General features: G+C 54.9%; 15 protein-coding genes and 1 tRNA gene. 1 reads left to right on the top strand and 15 read right to left on the bottom strand.

Annotated elements, in window-relative coordinates; genetic code table 11:
* Positions 1-169 precede the first annotated feature (169 nt).
* Complete coding sequence (eno, locus tag B7994_RS00080; protein WP_088636467.1) at positions 170-1,579, bottom strand: phosphopyruvate hydratase; 1,410 nt, start codon at positions 1,577-1,579, stop codon at positions 170-172.
* Between the two features lie 117 nt (positions 1,580-1,696).
* Entirely contained in the window at positions 1,697-2,788 is a 1,092-nt protein-coding gene (locus B7994_RS00075; protein WP_088636466.1) for a hypothetical protein, read from the bottom strand.
* 238 nt (positions 2,789-3,026) lie between these two features.
* Here B7994_RS00075 and B7994_RS00070 point away from each other — a divergent pair, with 238 nt between their 5' ends.
* The gene (locus tag B7994_RS00070) at positions 3,027-4,235 is read left to right on the top strand and encodes a glycoside hydrolase family 26 protein (RefSeq protein ID WP_088636465.1); all 1,209 of its coding nucleotides are present in this window, start codon (positions 3,027-3,029) and stop codon (positions 4,233-4,235) included.
* A gap of 116 nt (positions 4,236-4,351) precedes the next feature.
* On the opposite strand, the gene rpsG is transcribed toward B7994_RS00070, so the two are convergent.
* The 13 genes from rpsG to B7994_RS00005 form a co-directional block, all read right to left on the bottom strand.
* A complete protein-coding gene (rpsG, locus tag B7994_RS00065) occupies positions 4,352-4,828 on the bottom strand; it encodes a 30S ribosomal protein S7 (protein WP_088636464.1) in 477 nt (158 codons plus the stop codon).
* A gap of 11 nt (positions 4,829-4,839) precedes the next feature.
* Positions 4,840-5,229 carry a 30S ribosomal protein S12 gene (rpsL, locus tag B7994_RS00060; RefSeq protein ID WP_072809591.1) on the bottom strand — a complete coding sequence of 130 codons (390 nt, stop codon included), beginning with the start codon at positions 5,227-5,229 and terminating at the stop codon, positions 4,840-4,842.
* Between the two features lie 69 nt (positions 5,230-5,298).
* Entirely contained in the window at positions 5,299-9,741 is a 4,443-nt protein-coding gene (gene rpoC, locus B7994_RS00055) for a DNA-directed RNA polymerase subunit beta' (RefSeq protein ID WP_088636463.1), read from the bottom strand.
* Between the two features lies 1 nt (position 9,742).
* Complete coding sequence (rpoB, locus tag B7994_RS00050) at positions 9,743-14,032, bottom strand: DNA-directed RNA polymerase subunit beta (protein WP_088636462.1); 4,290 nt, start codon at positions 14,030-14,032, stop codon at positions 9,743-9,745.
* Between the two features lie 103 nt (positions 14,033-14,135).
* Positions 14,136-14,513, bottom strand: coding sequence for a 50S ribosomal protein L7/L12 (gene rplL, locus B7994_RS00045; protein WP_088636461.1), 378 nt, complete (start codon positions 14,511-14,513; stop codon positions 14,136-14,138).
* A 51-nt stretch (positions 14,514-14,564) separates the two neighbouring features.
* Positions 14,565-15,119 carry a 50S ribosomal protein L10 gene (rplJ, locus tag B7994_RS00040; RefSeq protein WP_088636460.1) on the bottom strand — a complete coding sequence of 185 codons (555 nt, stop codon included), beginning with the start codon at positions 15,117-15,119 and terminating at the stop codon, positions 14,565-14,567.
* Positions 15,120-15,127: 8 nt separating this feature from the next.
* A complete protein-coding gene (rplA, locus tag B7994_RS00035; RefSeq protein ID WP_088636459.1) occupies positions 15,128-15,814 on the bottom strand; it encodes a 50S ribosomal protein L1 in 687 nt (228 codons plus the stop codon).
* A 40-nt stretch (positions 15,815-15,854) separates the two neighbouring features.
* Positions 15,855-16,280, bottom strand: a complete 426-nt coding sequence (gene rplK, locus B7994_RS00030) for a 50S ribosomal protein L11 (RefSeq protein ID WP_088636458.1) — start codon at positions 16,278-16,280, stop codon at positions 15,855-15,857.
* A 29-nt stretch (positions 16,281-16,309) separates the two neighbouring features.
* On the bottom strand, positions 16,310-16,852 hold the full coding sequence (gene nusG, locus B7994_RS00025; protein ID WP_088636457.1) for a transcription termination/antitermination protein NusG: 543 nt from the start codon (positions 16,850-16,852) through the stop codon (positions 16,310-16,312).
* Between the two features lie 5 nt (positions 16,853-16,857).
* Positions 16,858-17,043: a preprotein translocase subunit SecE gene (gene secE / locus B7994_RS00020; protein ID WP_088636456.1), complete on the bottom strand. Its 186-nt coding sequence runs from the start codon at positions 17,041-17,043 to the stop codon at positions 16,858-16,860.
* A 21-nt stretch (positions 17,044-17,064) separates the two neighbouring features.
* A tRNA-Trp gene (locus tag B7994_RS00015) sits at positions 17,065-17,137 on the bottom strand.
* A 12-nt stretch (positions 17,138-17,149) separates the two neighbouring features.
* Complete coding sequence (gene rpmG / locus B7994_RS00010; protein WP_014545993.1) at positions 17,150-17,302, bottom strand: 50S ribosomal protein L33; 153 nt, start codon at positions 17,300-17,302, stop codon at positions 17,150-17,152.
* A gap of 12 nt (positions 17,303-17,314) precedes the next feature.
* Positions 17,315-17,421, bottom strand: a 107-nt coding sequence (locus B7994_RS00005) for a hypothetical protein (protein WP_144063679.1), incomplete at its 5' end; no start/stop codon positions are given.

Here is a 17,421-nt window from a genome sequence, read left to right as displayed (position 1 = left end):
AATGCCTTTTTCGTGCCTCAAAAACGTCCGGCAGGCACCAGGTTTCCCACAGGTCCAGACCAGTAAATTACAGATAAAGTAAACACATCGCCAGCCAGCAAAAAATGATTACAAACAAAAGAAGCGTCCCTGATAGGGACGCCTCTTTCAGTAATTCTAATGGTTTAGATTACTTCTTGCAGCACTTCTTGCAAGCGGCCTTCTTAGCAGGGGCCTTGCAAGCCTTGCGCGGGTCACCGGCGTACACGGCAGCCTTGCCGAGTTCTTCTTCGATGCGGAGGAGGCGGTTGTACTTGCAAACGCGGTCCGTGCGGGAGAGAGAACCAGTCTTGATCTGGCCAGCGGCAGTACCGACGGCGAGGTCAGCAATGAAGGTGTCTTCGGTTTCGCCAGAGCGGTGAGAAACGATCGGAGCATAGCCTTCGTTCTGAGCGCGCTTGATGGCGGCGAGAGTTTCGGACACAGAACCGACCTGGTTCACCTTGATAAGGATGGCGTTAGCGATACCGGCCTTGATGCCTTCGTCGAAGATGGTCGGGTTGGTCACAAACAGGTCGTCGCCCACGAGGTTGATCTTGCCACCGAGCTTGTCGGTCATGACCTTCCAGCCAGCCCAGTCAGCTTCGTCGAGACCGTCTTCAATGGAGAAGATGGAGTACTTGTCGATGAGCTTTTCGTAGAGCTTCACCATGTCGGCAGACTTGACAGTCTTCTTGGTGCTCTTCTTGAAGGTGTAGGTTTCCGGCTTGCCAGCCTTGGTGTTCTTGTCGCAGAATTCAGAGGAAGCAACGTCAAGAGCGATCTTGATGTCAGTGCCGAACTTGTAACCGGCATTGGTGGTTGCAGCCTTGAGGGCGTCGAGAGCCTTTTCGAGGGTCATCACGCCAGTAATTTCGTAACCGAACTTGTTCTTAGCCGGCTTGATAGAAACGCCAGGAGCGAAGCCACCTTCGTCACCAACGGTGGTGTCGAAGCCGGCCTTCTTCAGCACAGCCTTGAGGGCGTGGAAGATTTCGGTAACCATCTGGAGGCCCTTGGAGAACGTCTTGGCGCCAACCGGGGCGATCATGAATTCCTGGAAGTCGATCGGGGCGGAGGAGTGAGCACCGCCGTTGATCACGTTGCACATCGGGCACGGGAGCGTGAGCTTCTTGGTGCCATGGAGCTTGGCGATGTACTGGTAGAGAGGCATCTTGGCGTCGTTAGCAGCGGCGCAGCAGACAGCCATGGAAACGCCGAGGATAGCGTTTGCACCGAGCTTGTTCTTGAGCATGCGGTTGCCGTCGAGAGCGATCATGGCGTCGTCGACTTCGGTCTGCTTGGCCGGGTCCATGCCGATGATCTTCTTGGCAATCTTGGTGTTCACGTTCTTCACAGCAGTGAGCGTGCCCTTGCCGCAGTAGGTCTTCTTGTCGCCGTCGCGGAGTTCGCAAGCTTCGCGTTCGCCGGTAGAAGCACCGCTCGGGACAGCAGCGTGACCCTTCACGCCGTTTTCGAGGGTAACATCAACTTCGAGAGAGGGATTGCCGCGAGAGTCGAGGATCTGGCGGGCAACAACGGATTTGATTTTAGAAGCCATTTTTTAGCCTTTTGGTTTAGTGTGAAATTTTTGTGCTGTAAATATAGGAAAATTGTTGGCAGGCGCTAGAACAGCAAGCCGAGAAAAAGTGGGCAAAAAAGAGGCGGGTTTTCGCACCTACGCCACCCAGCCGTCTTTATGCATTATCAATTCCCATTTCCCGTTCTTCTTTGCCAAATAGTAGTAACTCCCGCTATTGAAAGACTCCTCTACACTCAATATCACCATATCATGGTTTTTGTTGAATAAGGCTCCTCCCATGGCCGGGAACGATTCAAAATGGAAATCATCGCCCGAATGATGCGGCACAACAGAAATCATCGGATACCAGAAAGGATATTTTACCGGCAAGATCGTGTACCTCTCACTGCGAGACTCATGAACATTCGCTCTCATAAAATTGTTCAACAGAGATTCATATTCCTTGTTCAGAATAAGAACCTTTTGGCCCATCGATGTTCTACCCAAGCAAGCTGATTTCATTTCTTTCCAGGTATTTCGCTTTATCCTGTGCCGATCGATTTTATCCAGTTCCTTCATATCGGCGACAGCAGTATCGACATACAGCACCTCCAGCGTCTGGACAAAATACGCGTAATTATAAATGCTGCTAGAATCCTCTTCCAAACGATTCAAGGCTTCATCAAGCGGAATCGCACGGATTTTCACAGCATAGATGCTATCGGCTCTTTCTCTCTCTGCCCTCTCCTTTTCTTCAACAACCCGCATGGAATCCGGGTTTTCAACCAAAGCTTTAAAATAGGCATCCATCATCTTCGACACTTTTTCTCTACGTGCGCTATCATTCCATAAATCATCTTCCCGTTTTTCGCGTTCTTCTTCATCAAGAACGTAACGATACTTGCGTTTAGCATCGAACTCCAATACAACATTATAGATTTCGCGTAATTCCATCGCCAAAGAATCATCCGGCGCAACCGTCCCACAAAGAGAATCCGAAGTCAATTCCCATCTCGCAAAAAAGTGGCCCCTGTAATCGTCCATGGAATCGCGCAGCAGCGTATCACCCGTCGCCTGGAACTGCTCGTAGAATTTATACGCACGCGTAAGGACCGTGTCCAATGGCAGTCCTTTTAACTCTTCAAAGCGTTTCGCCTTTCGCACTTCATCTTCATTGGACTGCGAGCACCCGCAAAGGAACATCGCCATCAATAGAACCGGCAGCCAACACAATTTCAAAAGTTTCATACAGCAGTCCCTGATTACCAAACAAACTAGAAAAAAAATAAAGAGGGTGTTCCTATTTGGAGAATCTTATTCGGATAATGTGAATTTACGGCAGTATCGAGGAACTCCAGGACGTTATAAAACACTAGATACACTTTGGTACAAATATCCGTTTTAGAAATCAGCCCGCGCTGGCTGCACAATCTATTTTTAGGGTGTATGGGAACATTTTGCGGACGGAAGCCCGCCGGAGGCATTTATGAACAAGAAGTTCCTATTCTCGATGGTTCTCGCACCCGTGACGGCAATGGCCTTCCAGGTCGGCGCATGGGTCGGTGGGCCCGGGCAGTACCCGCAACCCACGCAGCAGAACGTGCAAGCATTCCAGGATTTGCAGGGCACGCACCTCGACCTCATCAGTTATTTTGCGCTCTTTGACATCAACGACTGGAACGCGACTGCGCAGTACGCGAACGTCGCGAAGAACAACGGTTCCACGCTGGTGGTGACCTGGATGGCGAACGGCTACAACGCGCAGGAACTGGTGAACGGCAAGGCCGACAACTACATCCGTGAATATGCAAAGGGCGTCAAGGGCTTCGGCGACGAAATCTGGCTCAGACCGCTCCATGAAGCAAATGGAGACTGGTATGACTGGGGGGTAGGAAAATCGGGCGCCGGCAATACCGACGCGAACGTCGCCGAAGCTTTCCGCCACATCGTGAAAATCTTCAAGGAAGAAGGCGTCACGAACGTCAAGTGGGTATGGACCACCAACGCCTCGAACCAGGGCAGCGGCACCACGCTCACGGGCAACTATCCCGGCGACGAGTACGTGGACTACATCTCCATCGACGGCTACAACTGGGGCACGTGCCAGAGCTGGTCCAGCTGGCAGACGTTCTCGCAGGTTTTCAAGAAGGCGTACAACGCGCTCGCGAACATCGACAAGCCGCTCTTTATCGCCGAAATCTCAAGCTCCGAGAGGGGCGGCAACAAGGCCGAATGGATTACCGACATGTTCGAGCATTTTGCCACGGACTTCTCGCGCGTTTTCGCGGTGATGTGGTTCAGCCAGAGCAAAGAAGCGAACGAGGGCGACTGGGCACTCAACACCTCGCAGGCCGCCGTTGACGCCTGGAAGGCGGGCATCGCGAAGATGAAGGCAAGTGAGCCCAAATCTTCGAGCAGCGAAGCAGTTCACGAATCGTCAAGTTCCGTCAGTTCGTCCAGCAGCACTACCGCCATACGCACCGGCGGGATTACAGACAAGTTTTCGTTCCGGCAGCAGGGCGGCAAGTTGCTCTTGCAGGTCGACCGCGCCATGACCGCGAGCGTCGTGCAGTTCGACCATCAGGGCCGCATCCTGTGGCAGAGCGCTGTGCAAAAGTTCACCCCGGGCGAGCACGCGCTGGACGTTCCCGAGACGAGCACGCGCAGCATCTACAGGCTCGTGCCACAGCGGTAGGCGCCACTAGAAATCTGAACATAAAAACTCGGCTTGGTCCAAGGGCCAGGAGGAAACAGAAAAGGCTCCGCAAAAGCGGAGCCCTTCCTCTAGGATAATTCGTGCTAATGCAAGAATTAGAAACGGAAGTGAGCGAAAGCCTTGTTGGCTTCGGCCATCTTGTGCGTGTCGTTCTTCTTGCGGACAGCGTTGCCTTCACCGTTCTTGGCAGCAACGAGTTCGGCGGCAAGGCGGTCGGCCATGTTCGGTTCGTTGCGGTTACGGGCGGCATCGAGGAGCCAGCGGAGGGCGAGAGCCTTGGCGCGGTCCGGAGCAACTTCCATAGGAACCTGGTAGTTGGCACCACCGACGCGGCGGGACTTGACTTCGACGCGGGGCTTGATGTTCTCGAGGCAGAGTTCGAACTTCTCGAGCGGGGTTTCCTTGCCTTCGACCTTCTTGTCGAGGAGGTCAAGGGCGGTGTAGACAATCTGTTCGGCGATGGTCTTCTTACCCTGCTTGAGCACGACACCGACGAGTTCGGTGACGAGGACAGACTTGAAACGCGGATCCGGGAGGATGGAGCGATGGAGAGCCTTTCTTCTTCTAGACATATACTACTTCCTTACTTCTTGGCCGGAGCGGCACCTTTCTTCTTAACACCGTACTTGGAGCGGCCGTTCTGACGACCGTTGACAGCCTGGGTATCGAGGGCACCACGGATGATGTGGTAACGAACACCCGGAACGTCCTTCACACGACCACCGCGGATGAGCACGATGGAGTGTTCCTGGAGGTTGTGGCCTTCACCGGGGATGTAAGCGGTAACTTCCATCTTGTTGGAAAGGCGCACACGGGCAATCTTACGAAGAGCAGAGTTCGGCTTCTTCGGGGTGCTGGTGTACACGCGGGTGCAAACACCGCGCTTCTGCGGGCAGGACTTCAAGGCCACGGAAGCGGTCTTGTTGCTGATCTGTTCACGTCCGTTGCGGACGAGCTGTTGAATAGTAGGCACTATTAATCTCCTAGATTTTGGAGTGCAAATATAGTTCTTTTTCCAAATTTTTCAAGTACATAACCGAAATTAGTCTACATCCTCGTCATCAGATGCACCCATATCGGTGTCAATCATCTGAATTCCGGAGTCAGCGTTACCGTATTCGGCATGCACATTCTGCAAACGCAGGCGTTCTTCCGCCTCGGCATCGGCATCGGTCACCTGGACGTTCCTCAGGTGGCGGGCACCAGTACCGCACGGAATGAGGCGGCCCATAATCACGTTTTCCTTGAGGCCCATGAGCGGGTCAACCTGCCCTTCGATAGAAGCGCGGGTAAGGATCTTCGTGGTTTCCTGGAACGAGCAGGCAGAGATGAAGCTGTCTGTCGCCAAGGAGGCCTTAGTGATACCAAGGAGCATCGGCGTGAAGGTCGCCGGAGTCTTGCCCTGAGCGACCAGGCGGTCGTTCTCAGCGCGCAGACGTGCCTTGGATATCTCTTCGCCCGGAAGCAGTTCGGAATCGCCGGATTCCTTGACCTTCACCTTGCGCATCATCTGGCGGACGATACATTCGATGTGCTTATCTGCGATAGCCACACCCTGCAGGCGGTACACCGCCTGGATTTCGTTCACCAAGTGACGCTGGACCTCTTCAGGTCCGAGGATAGTCAGGATATCGTGCGGGTCTGCACTGCCTTCGCTGATCTTCTGACCAGCGCGGACACGGTCACCTTCGTTGACCGCCAAGTGGACACCACGCGGAACCAGCACTTTCTCTTCGCGATCGTCCATCTTGATGATAACTTCCTGGTTGTTGCGCACTTCCTTGCCCATCGTGACGAGACCGTCAATCGGGGCGAGCACGGCGGTATTCTTCGGCTTGCGGGCTTCGAAGAGCTCGGCAACGCGCGGAAGACCACCGGTAATGTCGCGGGTCTTACCTGCGGCACGCGGGAGTTTTGCAACGGTAGAACCGACGGTCACCTTGTCGCCATCGTGAACGGTCAAGATAGCGCCGTCCGGCAACATGAAGTGGCCAACCTTGGCACCGGTTTCGTCGATAATGCTGATGGCCGGACGCAGCTGCTTTGCGCTGCCGCCATGCTTCTCGCTAATAACGATCCAGGTTTCGACTTCGGTGTTTTCGTCCTTTTCTACACGGAATGTCTTGTTTTCAACGAGGTCGACGAGCTTGACCTTGCCGGCCACGTTGGTGATAATCGGGCTGTTATACGGATCCCATTCAAACATCACCTGGTCCTTCTTGACCTGGGCGTTGTTCTCGACGTGCATAATGGCGCCGTACGGAATCTGGTAACGACCCTTGTTAATGCCTGTATTGTCGAAGATGACGAGTTCGGCCATGCGGCTCGTAACAATCTTCTGGCCCTCGTGGTCCACGGTAACGACCTGTTCGAGTTCGACGCGGCCATCGACGACGGCCTTCTTGTTGTTCTCGACAGTCAAGCGGGAAGACGCACCACCGATGTGGAACGTACGGAGGGTAAGCTGCGTACCCGGTTCACCGATGGACTGTGCAGCGAGCACACCCACGGCTTCGCCGAGGTCGACCGGACGACCAGACGCAAGCATACGGCCGTAGCACTTGGAGCACACGCCAGTGCGGGATTCGCAAGTGAGCACGGAACGCATCTTGATGTGTTCGAGACCGGTAGCGGAAATCTTCGGGAGGTCACGTTCGGTAACGAGTTCGCCAGCCTTGACAATCACTTCGCCCGTAACCGGGTGCTTGATGTCTTCGACCGGGGCGCGACCGAGCAAACGTTCTTCCAACGGGATAACGGTATCGTCGCCGTCCTTGAAGGCGGAAACTTCAATGCCGTTGGTGGTACCACAGTCAGCTTCAGTAACGACGAGGTCCTGGCCCACGTCCACGAGACGGCGGGTAAGGTAACCAGCGTCAGCCGTCTTAAGGGCGGTATCGGCAAGACCCTTACGGGCACCGTGAGACGAGATGAAGTATTCCATCACGTTCAAGCCTTCGCGGAAGCAGGACTTAATCGGGTTTTCGATAACTTCCTGACCGCCGAGCTGCTTGATAGGCTTCTGCATCAGACCGCGCATACCGGACAGCTGCATAATCTGCTGGCGGCTACCACGAGCGCCAGAGTCAGCCATCATGTACACCGGGTTGAAGCCGTCACGGTCGTGAGAGAGCAAGTCCCACTGCTTGGCAGCGACATCGCTCGTGGTCTTGGACCACACGTCGATGATCTGGTTGTAACGTTCACCGTCGGTAATCACGCCGTCTTCGTAAAGGCTGCGGATTTCGTTGACCTTTTCGGTAGCGGCATCGAGCAAGGCCTGCTTCTCTTCCGGGATCACCATTTCGGCGATAGCCACGGAGGAACCGGCGCGGGTTGCCCACTTGTAACCGTTGGCCTTGAGGTTGTCGAGGTATTCGACAGTCACGCGGTTGCCGGTACGGCGGTACAGGTCGTCGATGGACTTGGCGATAACCTTCTTGCCGAAGGTCTCGTTAGCATAACCGAGTTCGTTGGGAACAAATTCGTTGAAGATGATTCGGCCGACAGTCGTCTTGATGACGTTGTCTTCCTTGAGGGTAAGGAACTTGACCTTTTCGCCAGCCTTCACGTTCTCTTCGAGGTTGCCGTTGTCGTCGGCGATTTCACGCACGCAAACGCAATCCTTCTCGAGGGCGCCCGTGTAGATCTTGCGACCGGCGGGGAGCTTGAGGTAGACGGTAGCGTTCAGGTCGACAACTTCGTTCTCGTAAGCGCGGATGGCTTCGGCAGAATCGTAGAAGTGCATGCCTTCGCCCTTGCGACCCGGACGCGGCTTGGTCAGGTAGTACAGACCGAGCACGATGTCCTGGCCCGGCACGGCAATCGGCTGACCGGAAGCAGGGTGCAGGATGTTGTTCGAAGACAGCATGAGCACGCGGCATTCAAGCTGGGTTTCGAACGAAAGCGGGAGGTGCACAGCCATCTGGTCACCGTCGAAGTCCGCGTTGAATGCGGTACAGACAAGCGGGTGGAGGCGGATGGCGTTACCTTCGATAAGCTTCGGATAGAAGGCCTGGATACCCAAGCGGTGAAGCGTCGGGGCGCGGTTCAGCATGACCGGGTGGTCCTCGATGATTTCTTCGAGGATGTCCCACACTTCGGGGCGTTCGGCGTCAACGTACTTCTTGGCGGACTTGAGCGTGTAAACGATGCCGTCTTCTTCCAGGCGCTGGATAATGAACGGCTTGTAAAGTTCGAGAGCCATGCGCTTCGGCAGACCGCACTGGTGCATCTGGAGTTCCGGGCCCACCACAATGACGGAACGGCCGGAGTAGTCCACACGCTTACCGAGGAGGTTCATACGGAAGCGACCCTGCTTACCCTTGAGGAGTTCTGCGAGGCTCTTGAGCGGGCGCGCGCTGCCAGTACGTGCGGTACGGCGGCCACTGTCGAACAGCTGGTCGACGGCTTCCTGGAGCATGCGCTTTTCGTTGCAGAGAATCACGTTAGGGGCACGGATGTCGATGAGCTTCTTCAAGCGGTTGTTGCGGTTGATGACGCGACGGTAGAGTTCGTTCAGGTCGGAGGTCGCAAAGCGGCCGCCTTCGAGCGGAACGAGCGGGCGCAGGTCAGGCGGAATCACCGGAAGTACATCGAGAATCATCCAAGACGGCTGGTTCGCGAGGAGGCGAACTTCGTTCGGGTACTTGCGGCGGAATTCTTCGTAGGCGTCGACGAGCACGAAGTCGCTGTGGTTGGCTTCGTAGTCGGCCTTGAATTCGGCAACAGCTTCGGCGAGGCCCTTGAGCCATGCCTTGCCGTTGTCGCGGGAAGAATCCGGATTGTTGTAGTAGCTACGGAAGCTTTCCATCTGGGACTTGCGGAAGGCGTCCACAACCTTGAGGCGCTTGATGGCATCGTCCACCTTCGTCTTGGAGCTGGAACGGGCCTGGTCACGCAGCTTGGCGGAAAGGGCCGTGAGGTCGAGCTTGTCGAGCAAGAGCTTGATGGCGGAAGCACCCATGCGGGCGTCGAAGGTACGGCCTTCGGCGACGAGGTCCTGGTAGGCGTTCTCGTCGATGAGAGTGTTCTCTTCGAGTTCGGCATCGCCCTTGTCGATAACGACGTAGCGTTCGTAGTAGATAACCTGTTCGAGGTCCTTGGTGTTGAGGCCAAGGAGAGCACCGATCACGCACGGCTGGTTACGGACGAACCAGGTGTGTGCGAGAGGAATGGCGAGTTCGATATGGCCCATGCGTTCGCGACGGACGCGGGAGTGAGTCACTTCCACACCGCAGCGGTCGCAGATAACGCCCTTGTAGCGAGCGCGCTTGAACTTACCGCAGTTGCATTCCCAGTTCTTGACAGGTCCGAAAATCTTTTCGCAGAAAAGACCATCGCGTTCCGGCTTGAATGTACGGTAGTTGATAGTCTCGGGCTTGGTGACTTCACCGTAAGACCAGTAACGGATCAGGTCCGGAGCGGCGAGATGAATTGAAATATCGCCGGAATTTTCTTGATTTTCCATCATTTCTTCGGACATATTACTTATCTCCAATGGTCTCGATATCAAGACCCAAAGAATGAACTTCGCGAATCATAACGTTGAAGGACTCGGGGATGCCCGGCTTCGGCGTGTTCTTGCCGTGGACGATGGCATCGTACACCATGGAACGACCCGTAACATCGTCAGACTTGACGGTGAGGAGTTCCTGCAGGGTGTATGCGGCACCGTAAGCTTCCATGGCCCACACTTCCATTTCACCGAAGCGCTGACCACCGAACTGGCTCTTACCGCCGAGCGGCTGCTGCGTCACGAGGGCGTAGCTACCGATAGAACGGGCGTGGATCTTGTCGTCCACCAAGTGGCCGAGCTTGAGGTAGTACATGTAACCGATGGTGACCGGGTTCAGGAAGGCTTCACCGGTGCGGCCGTCATAGAGCTTGGCCTTACCGATAATCTTGTCGTGTTCCGGATCCATTTCGTAGTTCACGATCGGGTTCTTCTGGTAGGCCTTTTCGAGTTCCTTGCAGATGTCCTCGAACTTGGCACCGTCAAACACCGGCGTAGAAACCTTGAAGCCGAGCGTCTTGGCAGCCCAGCCCAGGTGAACTTCAAGCACCTGACCGATGTTCATACGGGAAGGCACGCCCATCGGGTTCAGGAGGATCTGGAGCGGGCGACCGTCTTCGGTGAACGGCATGTCTTCGACCGGAACAATCTTGGACACGACGCCCTTGTTACCGTGGCGACCGGCCATCTTGTCACCGATAGAGAGGCAGCGCTTCTTGGCGATGTAGACCTTGACGCTCTTCAGAACGCCCGGCTTGAGTTCGTCGCCCTTGGTGACCTTATCGATTTCCTTTTCCATCGTGCGGGTCAGGGTGTCGAGGTTGTCGCGTGCGACAATCACGAGCGAAAGCACCTGTTCCTGGAGTTCGTCATCACCCACCACAAAGGTAGAAGCCGGCGACACCTTGGTCACGTCGATAGCGGTGAGGTTCTGAGCCGTGTAGGTCTGGCCTTCGCGGATCAGGAGTTCATGAGTTTCGTTGTCCATCACCTTGCCGGCAGCCTTGCCGCCGAGAAGTTCGAGCAGGTGTTCACGGCAAGATTCCTTGATCTTGTCGATCTGGGTCTGGAAGTTGGAGCGGATGCTCTCGATGGTTTCCTGATCCTTTTCCTTGCTCTTCTTGTCGGACTTTTCCTTCTTGCAGAAGATGCGGGTTTCGAGAACCACGCCCTTCATGCCCGGAGGAGCCTTGAGGGAGGAGTCGCGCACGTCGCCGGCCTTTTCGCCGAAGATGGCACGGAGCAAACGTTCTTCCGGAGAGAGTTCGGTTTCGCCCTTCGGGGTAACCTTACCCACGAGGATGTCATCCGGACCGACTTCGGCACCCACGCGGATAACGCCGTTCTCGTCGAGGTTGCGCAGGGCATCTTCACCGACGTTCGGGATTTCGCGAGTGAGTTCTTCCGGGCCGCGCTTGGTTTCGCGGACATCGAGTTCGTATTCTTCGATGTGGATGGAAGTAAAGGTATCCTTGATGGCGAGTTCTTCCGAGATGATAACGGCGTCTTCGTAGTTGTAACCGTTCCACGGGAGGAAGCCGATGAGGATGTTCTTACCGAGGGCCAGTTCGCCGTGGTCGGTAGACACGCCGTCAGCCAGCACGTCGCCAGCCTTGACGAAGTCGCCCACGTTCACGATAGGCTTCTGGTTCACGCAGGAATCCTGGTTACTGCGCTCGAACTTGCGAAGCGTGTAGTTATCGATAGGATCCTTGCCGAGGAATTCGTAGTTTTCGCCGAGACCGGTGAGCGGTTCGAAGTTGCCGTTCACCATGTTGCCGCGCTGCACCGTGATGTTGCGGGCGTCAACGAAGGTCACGCGGCCGTCGTGCTTGGCGCGGACAACCGTACCCGAGTCGAGGGCGGCGCGGCGTTCGAGGCCGGTACCCACCACGGGGGCTTCCGCACGGAGCAGAGGCACAGCCTGGCGCTGCATGTTAGAACCCATCAAAGCACGGTTAGCGTCATCGTGTTCAAGGAACGGGATGAGGCCAGCGGCCACGGACACGATCTGCATCGGGGCCACGTCCATGAGGTCGATGCGTTCGACATCCATGTCGTCGATTTCGATGCTGTCCTGGCGGAGCACGTGCGGGTATTCGCTCTTGTCGCGGACGATGACGTATTCTTCCTTGAAGCGGTTGTCGTCGGTGAGCTCGGTAGAAGCCGGAGCCACCTTGAAGGCATCTTCTTCGTCGGCGGTGAGGTAAGTGATAAAGTCAGAAACGACCTGGTCGATGGAGCTGCTGGCCTGCACGTAGTCGGCCTTGCCGTTAAAGCCATCGAGTTCGAAGCCGTTCTTGAAGTAACGGACTTCGCCTTCGGCATCGCTGAACTGGAACACCTTGCCGGCGAACGAGTCGAACAGGTCGCGCTGGCGGTTGTCGAGGTTCATGCGGATGGAGTCCATTTCCTTGCGGGTGAGTTCCTGCTGGGAAAGGAAGTAGTGCGGGTCATGCACGAAGGCCTTGAAGATACCGAAGTGCCACTTGGCTTCCGGGAACTTCACGATATTGCCCTGGGCGTCCTTGAAGTCGACGAGACCGACAATGCGGTACGGAGTCTCAATGAAGCCATAGTGGTTCACGATGGCGTAAGACGCGAGGGAGTTGATAAGACCGATGTTCGGGCCTTCCGGAGTCTCGATCGGGCAGAGGCGGCCATAGTGCGTGTAGTGCACGTCACGGACTTCGAAGCCCGCACGTTCACGGGAAAGGCCACCGGGACCGAGAGCGGAGAGACGACGCTTGTGGGTAAGTTCCGAAAGCGGGTTCATCTGGTCCATGAACTGCGAGAGCTGGCTGGAACCGAAGAACGCCTGGACAACAGAGGAAACCGTGCGGGTATTCACGAGGTCGCGCGGAGTGGTCTGTTCGTCGTCGTTGTGGAGGGAGAGGTTCTCGCGGATGACGCGAGACATGCGGGAAAGGCCCACAGAAATCTGGTTAGCGAGGAGTTCGCCCACAGAACGGGTGCGGCGGTTGCCCAAGTGGTCGATATCGTCCTTGGCATAACCGTCTTCGCCGTCGTAGAGGCCGACCATGTATTCGATGACGGCCAGGAAGTCGGCCTTGCTCATCGTCGTGCGGGTCGGTTCGGGGAGAGCGAGTTCCTTGTCCATGTTGTACTGCTTGAACTGCTCGCCCACTTCCTTGAGGATGTTGAGGATCTTCGGAGTGTAGACCTTAGCGTTCAAACGGTAACGACCGACTTCGCCCAAGTCGTACTTGCGCGGGTCGTTCAGGAACATGGAATCGAAATAGTTTTCGGCAGCCTGCAGGTTCGGAGCTTCGTCCTGCTGCTGGTGCGTGACAGAGTAAATCGTGCGGAGGGCTTCTTCGCGGGACTTGGTCTTGTCGTTGGCAAGCGTGTTGTGGATGAGGAGGTTTTCTTCGTCCTTGGAGAGGAGAACGATCTTTTCCACGTTGCTTTCGCGCAGGCGTTCGAGCTTGCGTTCGTCGATGACGGAGTTCGCCTCGACAATGATTTCACCGGTAGATTCGTCGACGACATCGTTGAAGATGATACGGTCGATGAGTTCGCACACGCCGTCTTCGTTGAACTTTTCAGCTTCTTCGGCAACGACGACTTCTTCGGTCTTCTTGTAGAAGAGGTTCAGGATGTCCTGAGTGGTCTCGAAGCCGATGCTGCGGAGCATGGCGGTGGCCGCAATCTTCTTCTTGCGGTCGATGGAGAGGTAGAGCACGTCGCTTTCGACGTTGAATTCGACCCACGCACCACGATGAGGAATGATGCGGCTCTTGTAGTCGGAACGGCCGTTCGGCTGGAGCTCTTCGTCGAAGCTCACACCCGGGGAACGGTGCAACTGAGAAACGACAACGCGTTCAGCACCGTTGATGATGAACGTGCCGTTCTCGGTCATGATAGGAAGTTCGCAAATCAAGACATCGTTCTTGACTTCTTCCTTAAGCTTGGTGTCTTCGCCGTCCTTTTCGAACACGCGAAGGGCGAGCGTGGCATAGAGTTCCATGTTGTAGGAAAGTCCACGTTCGCGGCATTCAGGGATGCTGTATTTCGGTATACCGAAGTAATACTTTTCGTATTCCAGGGAGAATAGCCCGTTAGGGTCAGTAATCGGGAAAATGTCCTGGAAAACACGTTGCAGGCCAGCGGGCAAGCGCTTTTCCTGCGGGATGTCGGCCTGTAAAAATTGCTCGTAGGAAGCCTTCTGGACTTCGATCAAGTACGGCAGTTCCAGTTGGAACTTGTTGGAGGAATAACTCTTTCGCTCCGTGGTCATTTGAAATACCTCATCCGGTGAAGTGCCTAATTAGACAAAAAACACCAAAAGCCCGCACTCGCGTGCAGGCGATTGGTAAGAGCAGTTCAAAGAACTGTGAGCATTACTTGAGGGTAACCTTTGCTCCGAGTTCTTCGAGTTTCTTCTTGAGCGCTTCAGCGTCAGCCTTCGGGGCGGCTTCCTTGATGACGCTATTGGCAGTCTCAACGACCTTCTTAGCTTCACCGAGGCCGAGACCCGTGATAGCGCGGACTTCCTTGAGGACAGCCATCTTCTTGGCCGGATCGACTTCGGCGAGGATAACGTCGAATTCGGTCTTTTCTTCGGCAGCGGCGCCAGCGCCAGCAGCCGGGGCAGCCATTACGACGCCACCAGCGGCTTCAATGCCGTGAGTTTCCTTAAGGTAGTCAGCCAAAGCCTTGGCTTCGAGAAGGGTAAGACCAACGATTTGATCGCCCAGTGCCTTGATATCAGTTGCCATGATGTGTTTCTCCGATTATTCCGTTTAAAAATTTTGGTTTGTGGTTTGTTGTTAAGCTTCCGGTGCAGCGGCAGCTTCAGGTGCTGCTTCAGGGGCTGCTTCGGAACCCGATTCTTTTTCCAGCTTTTCCTGGAGTGCCTTGATCTGGCCGGCGATCTTGCCACCAGGTCCGAGAGCGATGGCGACGATCTGAGCGATCATGCCCTTGCGATCCGGGATCTTAGCAAGGTTGACGACTTCGGAGCCAGGCATCGGCTTTCCATCAAGGAAGACGCTCTTGGCGACCAAGAAATCAGGGTTAGCTTTGTGGAACGCTTCAATTTCGCGGGCAGGCAGAAGCGGATCATCTGCGAAGCCGACCATCACGGATGTTGCTCCGGTCAGCATATCGTCGAGACCTTCCACCTTGAGCGCGGCGAGCACACGCTTGAGAAGAGTATTCTTCACTGCGTGGTACTTGACACCCTTGGAAGCGAGAGCCTTACGGAGGGCGTTGTCCTTTTCGACAGTGATGCCCTGGTAATTGAGCAGGTAGACGGCGGTAGCATCCTTGAAGGATTCAACGAGGGCGTCCACGGTCTGTTGTTTTTTAACTACAGCTTTCATGGTTTCTCCTATCGTGTCAGTGCCATATCAAGTTTGATGCCCGGGGCCATCGTAGCCGTCAGAGTGAGGCTCTTGATGTAAGTGCCCTTAGAAGATTGAGGCTTGTTCTTCACAACAGAGTCGATAACAGACTTGGTGTTTTCAACCAGCTGGTCGACCGTGAAGGAGAGCTTGCCAACAGGGGCATGGACGTTAGCGCCCTTGTCAACGCGGTAAGAAATCTTACCAGCCTTGAGCTCCTTAACCGTCTGGGCCACGTTAACCGTAACCGTACCGGCCTTCGGAGAAGGCATCATACCGCGAGGACCGAGGACACGGGCCACCTTACTAATCACCGGCATCATGTCGGGAGTAGCAACGACGGCGTCGAAATCCAGCCAGCCTTCCTGAATCTTCTGAACCAAGTCAGCACCACCCGCGTAGTCTGCGCCAGCGTTCTTTGCAATTTCAAGGTTGTTGTCCTTGCAGAAAACGAGAACGCGGACCGAACGACCGGTACCATGCGGAAGCACGACAGTGCCACGAACCACTTGGTCGGAATGTTTTGGGTCCACACCGAGATTGAAGTGGATTTCGACCGTCTGGTCGAACTTCACCTCGGACTTTTTGAGTATTTCGATTGCAGACTTCAAATCGTAAGCTTGGTTACGATCAAAAGCTTCAGCAACCTTTTTGTATTTTTTTCCTCTGAACATGAAATTTTCCTGTCAGATACGTAACGGTGAATTACCTGCCTCAGTCAACCACATCAATACCCATGGAACGGGCAGTACCCGCAACCATGCGCATGGCGGCTTCGAGGTCGATTGTATTTAGGTCAGGCATCTTCTTTTGGGCGATTTCCTGAACCTGGGCCTTGGTGATCTTGCCAACCTTCTTACGGTTGGGTTCACCAGAACCACTCTCAATGCCGACGGCCTTCTTGATGAGGGCCGGAACCGGCGACACCTTCGTGATGAAGGTAAAGCTCTTGTCCGCGTAAACCGTGATAACGACCGGGACAATCATGCCCTTGTCGTTCTGGGTCTTGGCGTTAAATTGCTTGCAGAACTCCATGATATTCACGCCCTTCTGACCAAGGGCCGGACCTACCGGAGGAGCCGGGTTGGCAGCGCCTGCGGGAATCTGGAGCTTAATGTAACCTGTGATTTTCTTTGCCACTTTTTATCTCCGTTGCAAAAACCGTAACACTATGCGGTGGCGGACTCGACCTGGTTAAAGGCAAGTTCGACAGGCGTAGAACGACCGAAGACGGTGACCATGACCTTGATCTTGGTCTTGTCTTCCATGATTTCGTCTACGACGCCCACAAAGTCCTTGAAGGGACCTTCCTTGATGCGGACATTTTCGCCAATGGTGTACGGGATTTGGATCTCGCCTTCCATGGAAGCTTCAGGATTAACTCCACGGAGACGATCGACCTCGCTCTGTTGAAGCGGAATAGGAACACGAGAAGCGCGTGTCATTCCGGCGAAATGGGTGACACCATTAATGGTGGACACCAGGTGCTGGGTGAGCTCGTCCAGCTCCATTTCTATAATGATGTATGCAGGGAACAAGTTCTGCGTAGAAACGCGACGACGCCCGCGGACGTTGCTCACGACTTCGCGGGTGGGTACGATGATTTCGCCGAACTTTTCTTGAACGCCTTCGCGTTCAATCATCTGCTCGATATGTTTCTTGATGTTGTTTTCTTGACCGGAGAAAGTATGGATGGCGTACCACTTTTTCATAGTGCTTACCTACCCATAATCTGGTTCACAACCAAGGAGAAAACAAAATCAAGACCGGCAATATAGCAACCCATGATGACGCTGAAGAGCATCACGACAAGAGTAGATCCCTTGAGTTCTTCCCAAGTCGGCCAAGTGACCTTTTTCAGTTCCTGGATGGATTCTTTGACATATTGCTGAATCTTTCGCATGATGACTCCGGAGGAAACTCCCAGGTCGAGAGGGACTCGAACCCCCAACCAACGGTTTTGGAGACCGTGACTCTACCAATTGAGCTATCGACCTAAGCGGATTTCCTTACTTGGATTCCTTGTGAACAGTATGCTTGCGGCAGAAGCGGCAGTACTTCTTGTATTCCACGCGGGAAGGGTGAAGACGCTTGTTCTTGTCGCAATCATAGTTGCGCTGATTGCATTCTGTGCATTCGAGCACGATGAGTTCTCTAGGCATTTTTAATCCTGATTACTTGATGATTTCGGTTACGGAACCGGCACCGACCGTGCGGCCACCTTCACGGATAGCGAAGCGGAGCTGCTTTTCCATGGCGATCGGGGCGATGAGGTTCACGT

It is taken from the genome of Fibrobacter sp. UWR2 (genome assembly GCF_002210285.1).
In the GTDB taxonomy this organism is placed as follows: Bacteria; Fibrobacterota; Fibrobacteria; order Fibrobacterales; family Fibrobacteraceae; genus Fibrobacter.
The sequence above is the reverse complement of the archived record's forward strand: the minus strand, read 5'-3'. Positions and strand labels throughout refer to the sequence as shown.

Excerpts from the sequence above, each read along its gene's own strand:
- secE (WP_088636456.1), bottom strand. The coding sequence starts at position 17,043 with ATGCGAAAGATTCAGCAATATGTCAAAGAATCCATCCAGGAACTGAAA.
- rplJ (WP_088636460.1), bottom strand. The coding sequence starts at position 15,119 with ATGAAAGCTGTAGTTAAAAAACAACAGACCGTGGACGCCCTCGTTGAA.
- B7994_RS00070 (WP_088636465.1), top strand. The coding sequence starts at position 3,027 with ATGAACAAGAAGTTCCTATTCTCGATGGTTCTCGCACCCGTGACGGCA.
- nusG (WP_088636457.1), bottom strand. The coding sequence starts at position 16,852 with ATGAAAAAGTGGTACGCCATCCATACTTTCTCCGGTCAAGAAAACAAC.
- rpoB (WP_088636462.1), bottom strand. The coding sequence starts at position 14,032 with ATGACCACGGAGCGAAAGAGTTATTCCTCCAACAAGTTCCAACTGGAA.
- rpoC (WP_088636463.1), bottom strand. The coding sequence starts at position 9,741 with ATGTCCGAAGAAATGATGGAAAATCAAGAAAATTCCGGCGATATTTCA.
- rplL (WP_088636461.1), bottom strand. The coding sequence starts at position 14,513 with ATGGCAACTGATATCAAGGCACTGGGCGATCAAATCGTTGGTCTTACC.
- rpsG (WP_088636464.1), bottom strand. The coding sequence starts at position 4,828 with ATGTCTAGAAGAAGAAAGGCTCTCCATCGCTCCATCCTCCCGGATCCG.
- B7994_RS00075 (WP_088636466.1), bottom strand. The coding sequence starts at position 2,788 with ATGAAACTTTTGAAATTGTGTTGGCTGCCGGTTCTATTGATGGCGATG.
- rpmG (WP_014545993.1), bottom strand. The coding sequence starts at position 17,302 with ATGCCTAGAGAACTCATCGTGCTCGAATGCACAGAATGCAATCAGCGC.
- eno (WP_088636467.1), bottom strand. The coding sequence starts at position 1,579 with ATGGCTTCTAAAATCAAATCCGTTGTTGCCCGCCAGATCCTCGACTCT.
- rplA (WP_088636459.1), bottom strand. The coding sequence starts at position 15,814 with ATGTTCAGAGGAAAAAAATACAAAAAGGTTGCTGAAGCTTTTGATCGT.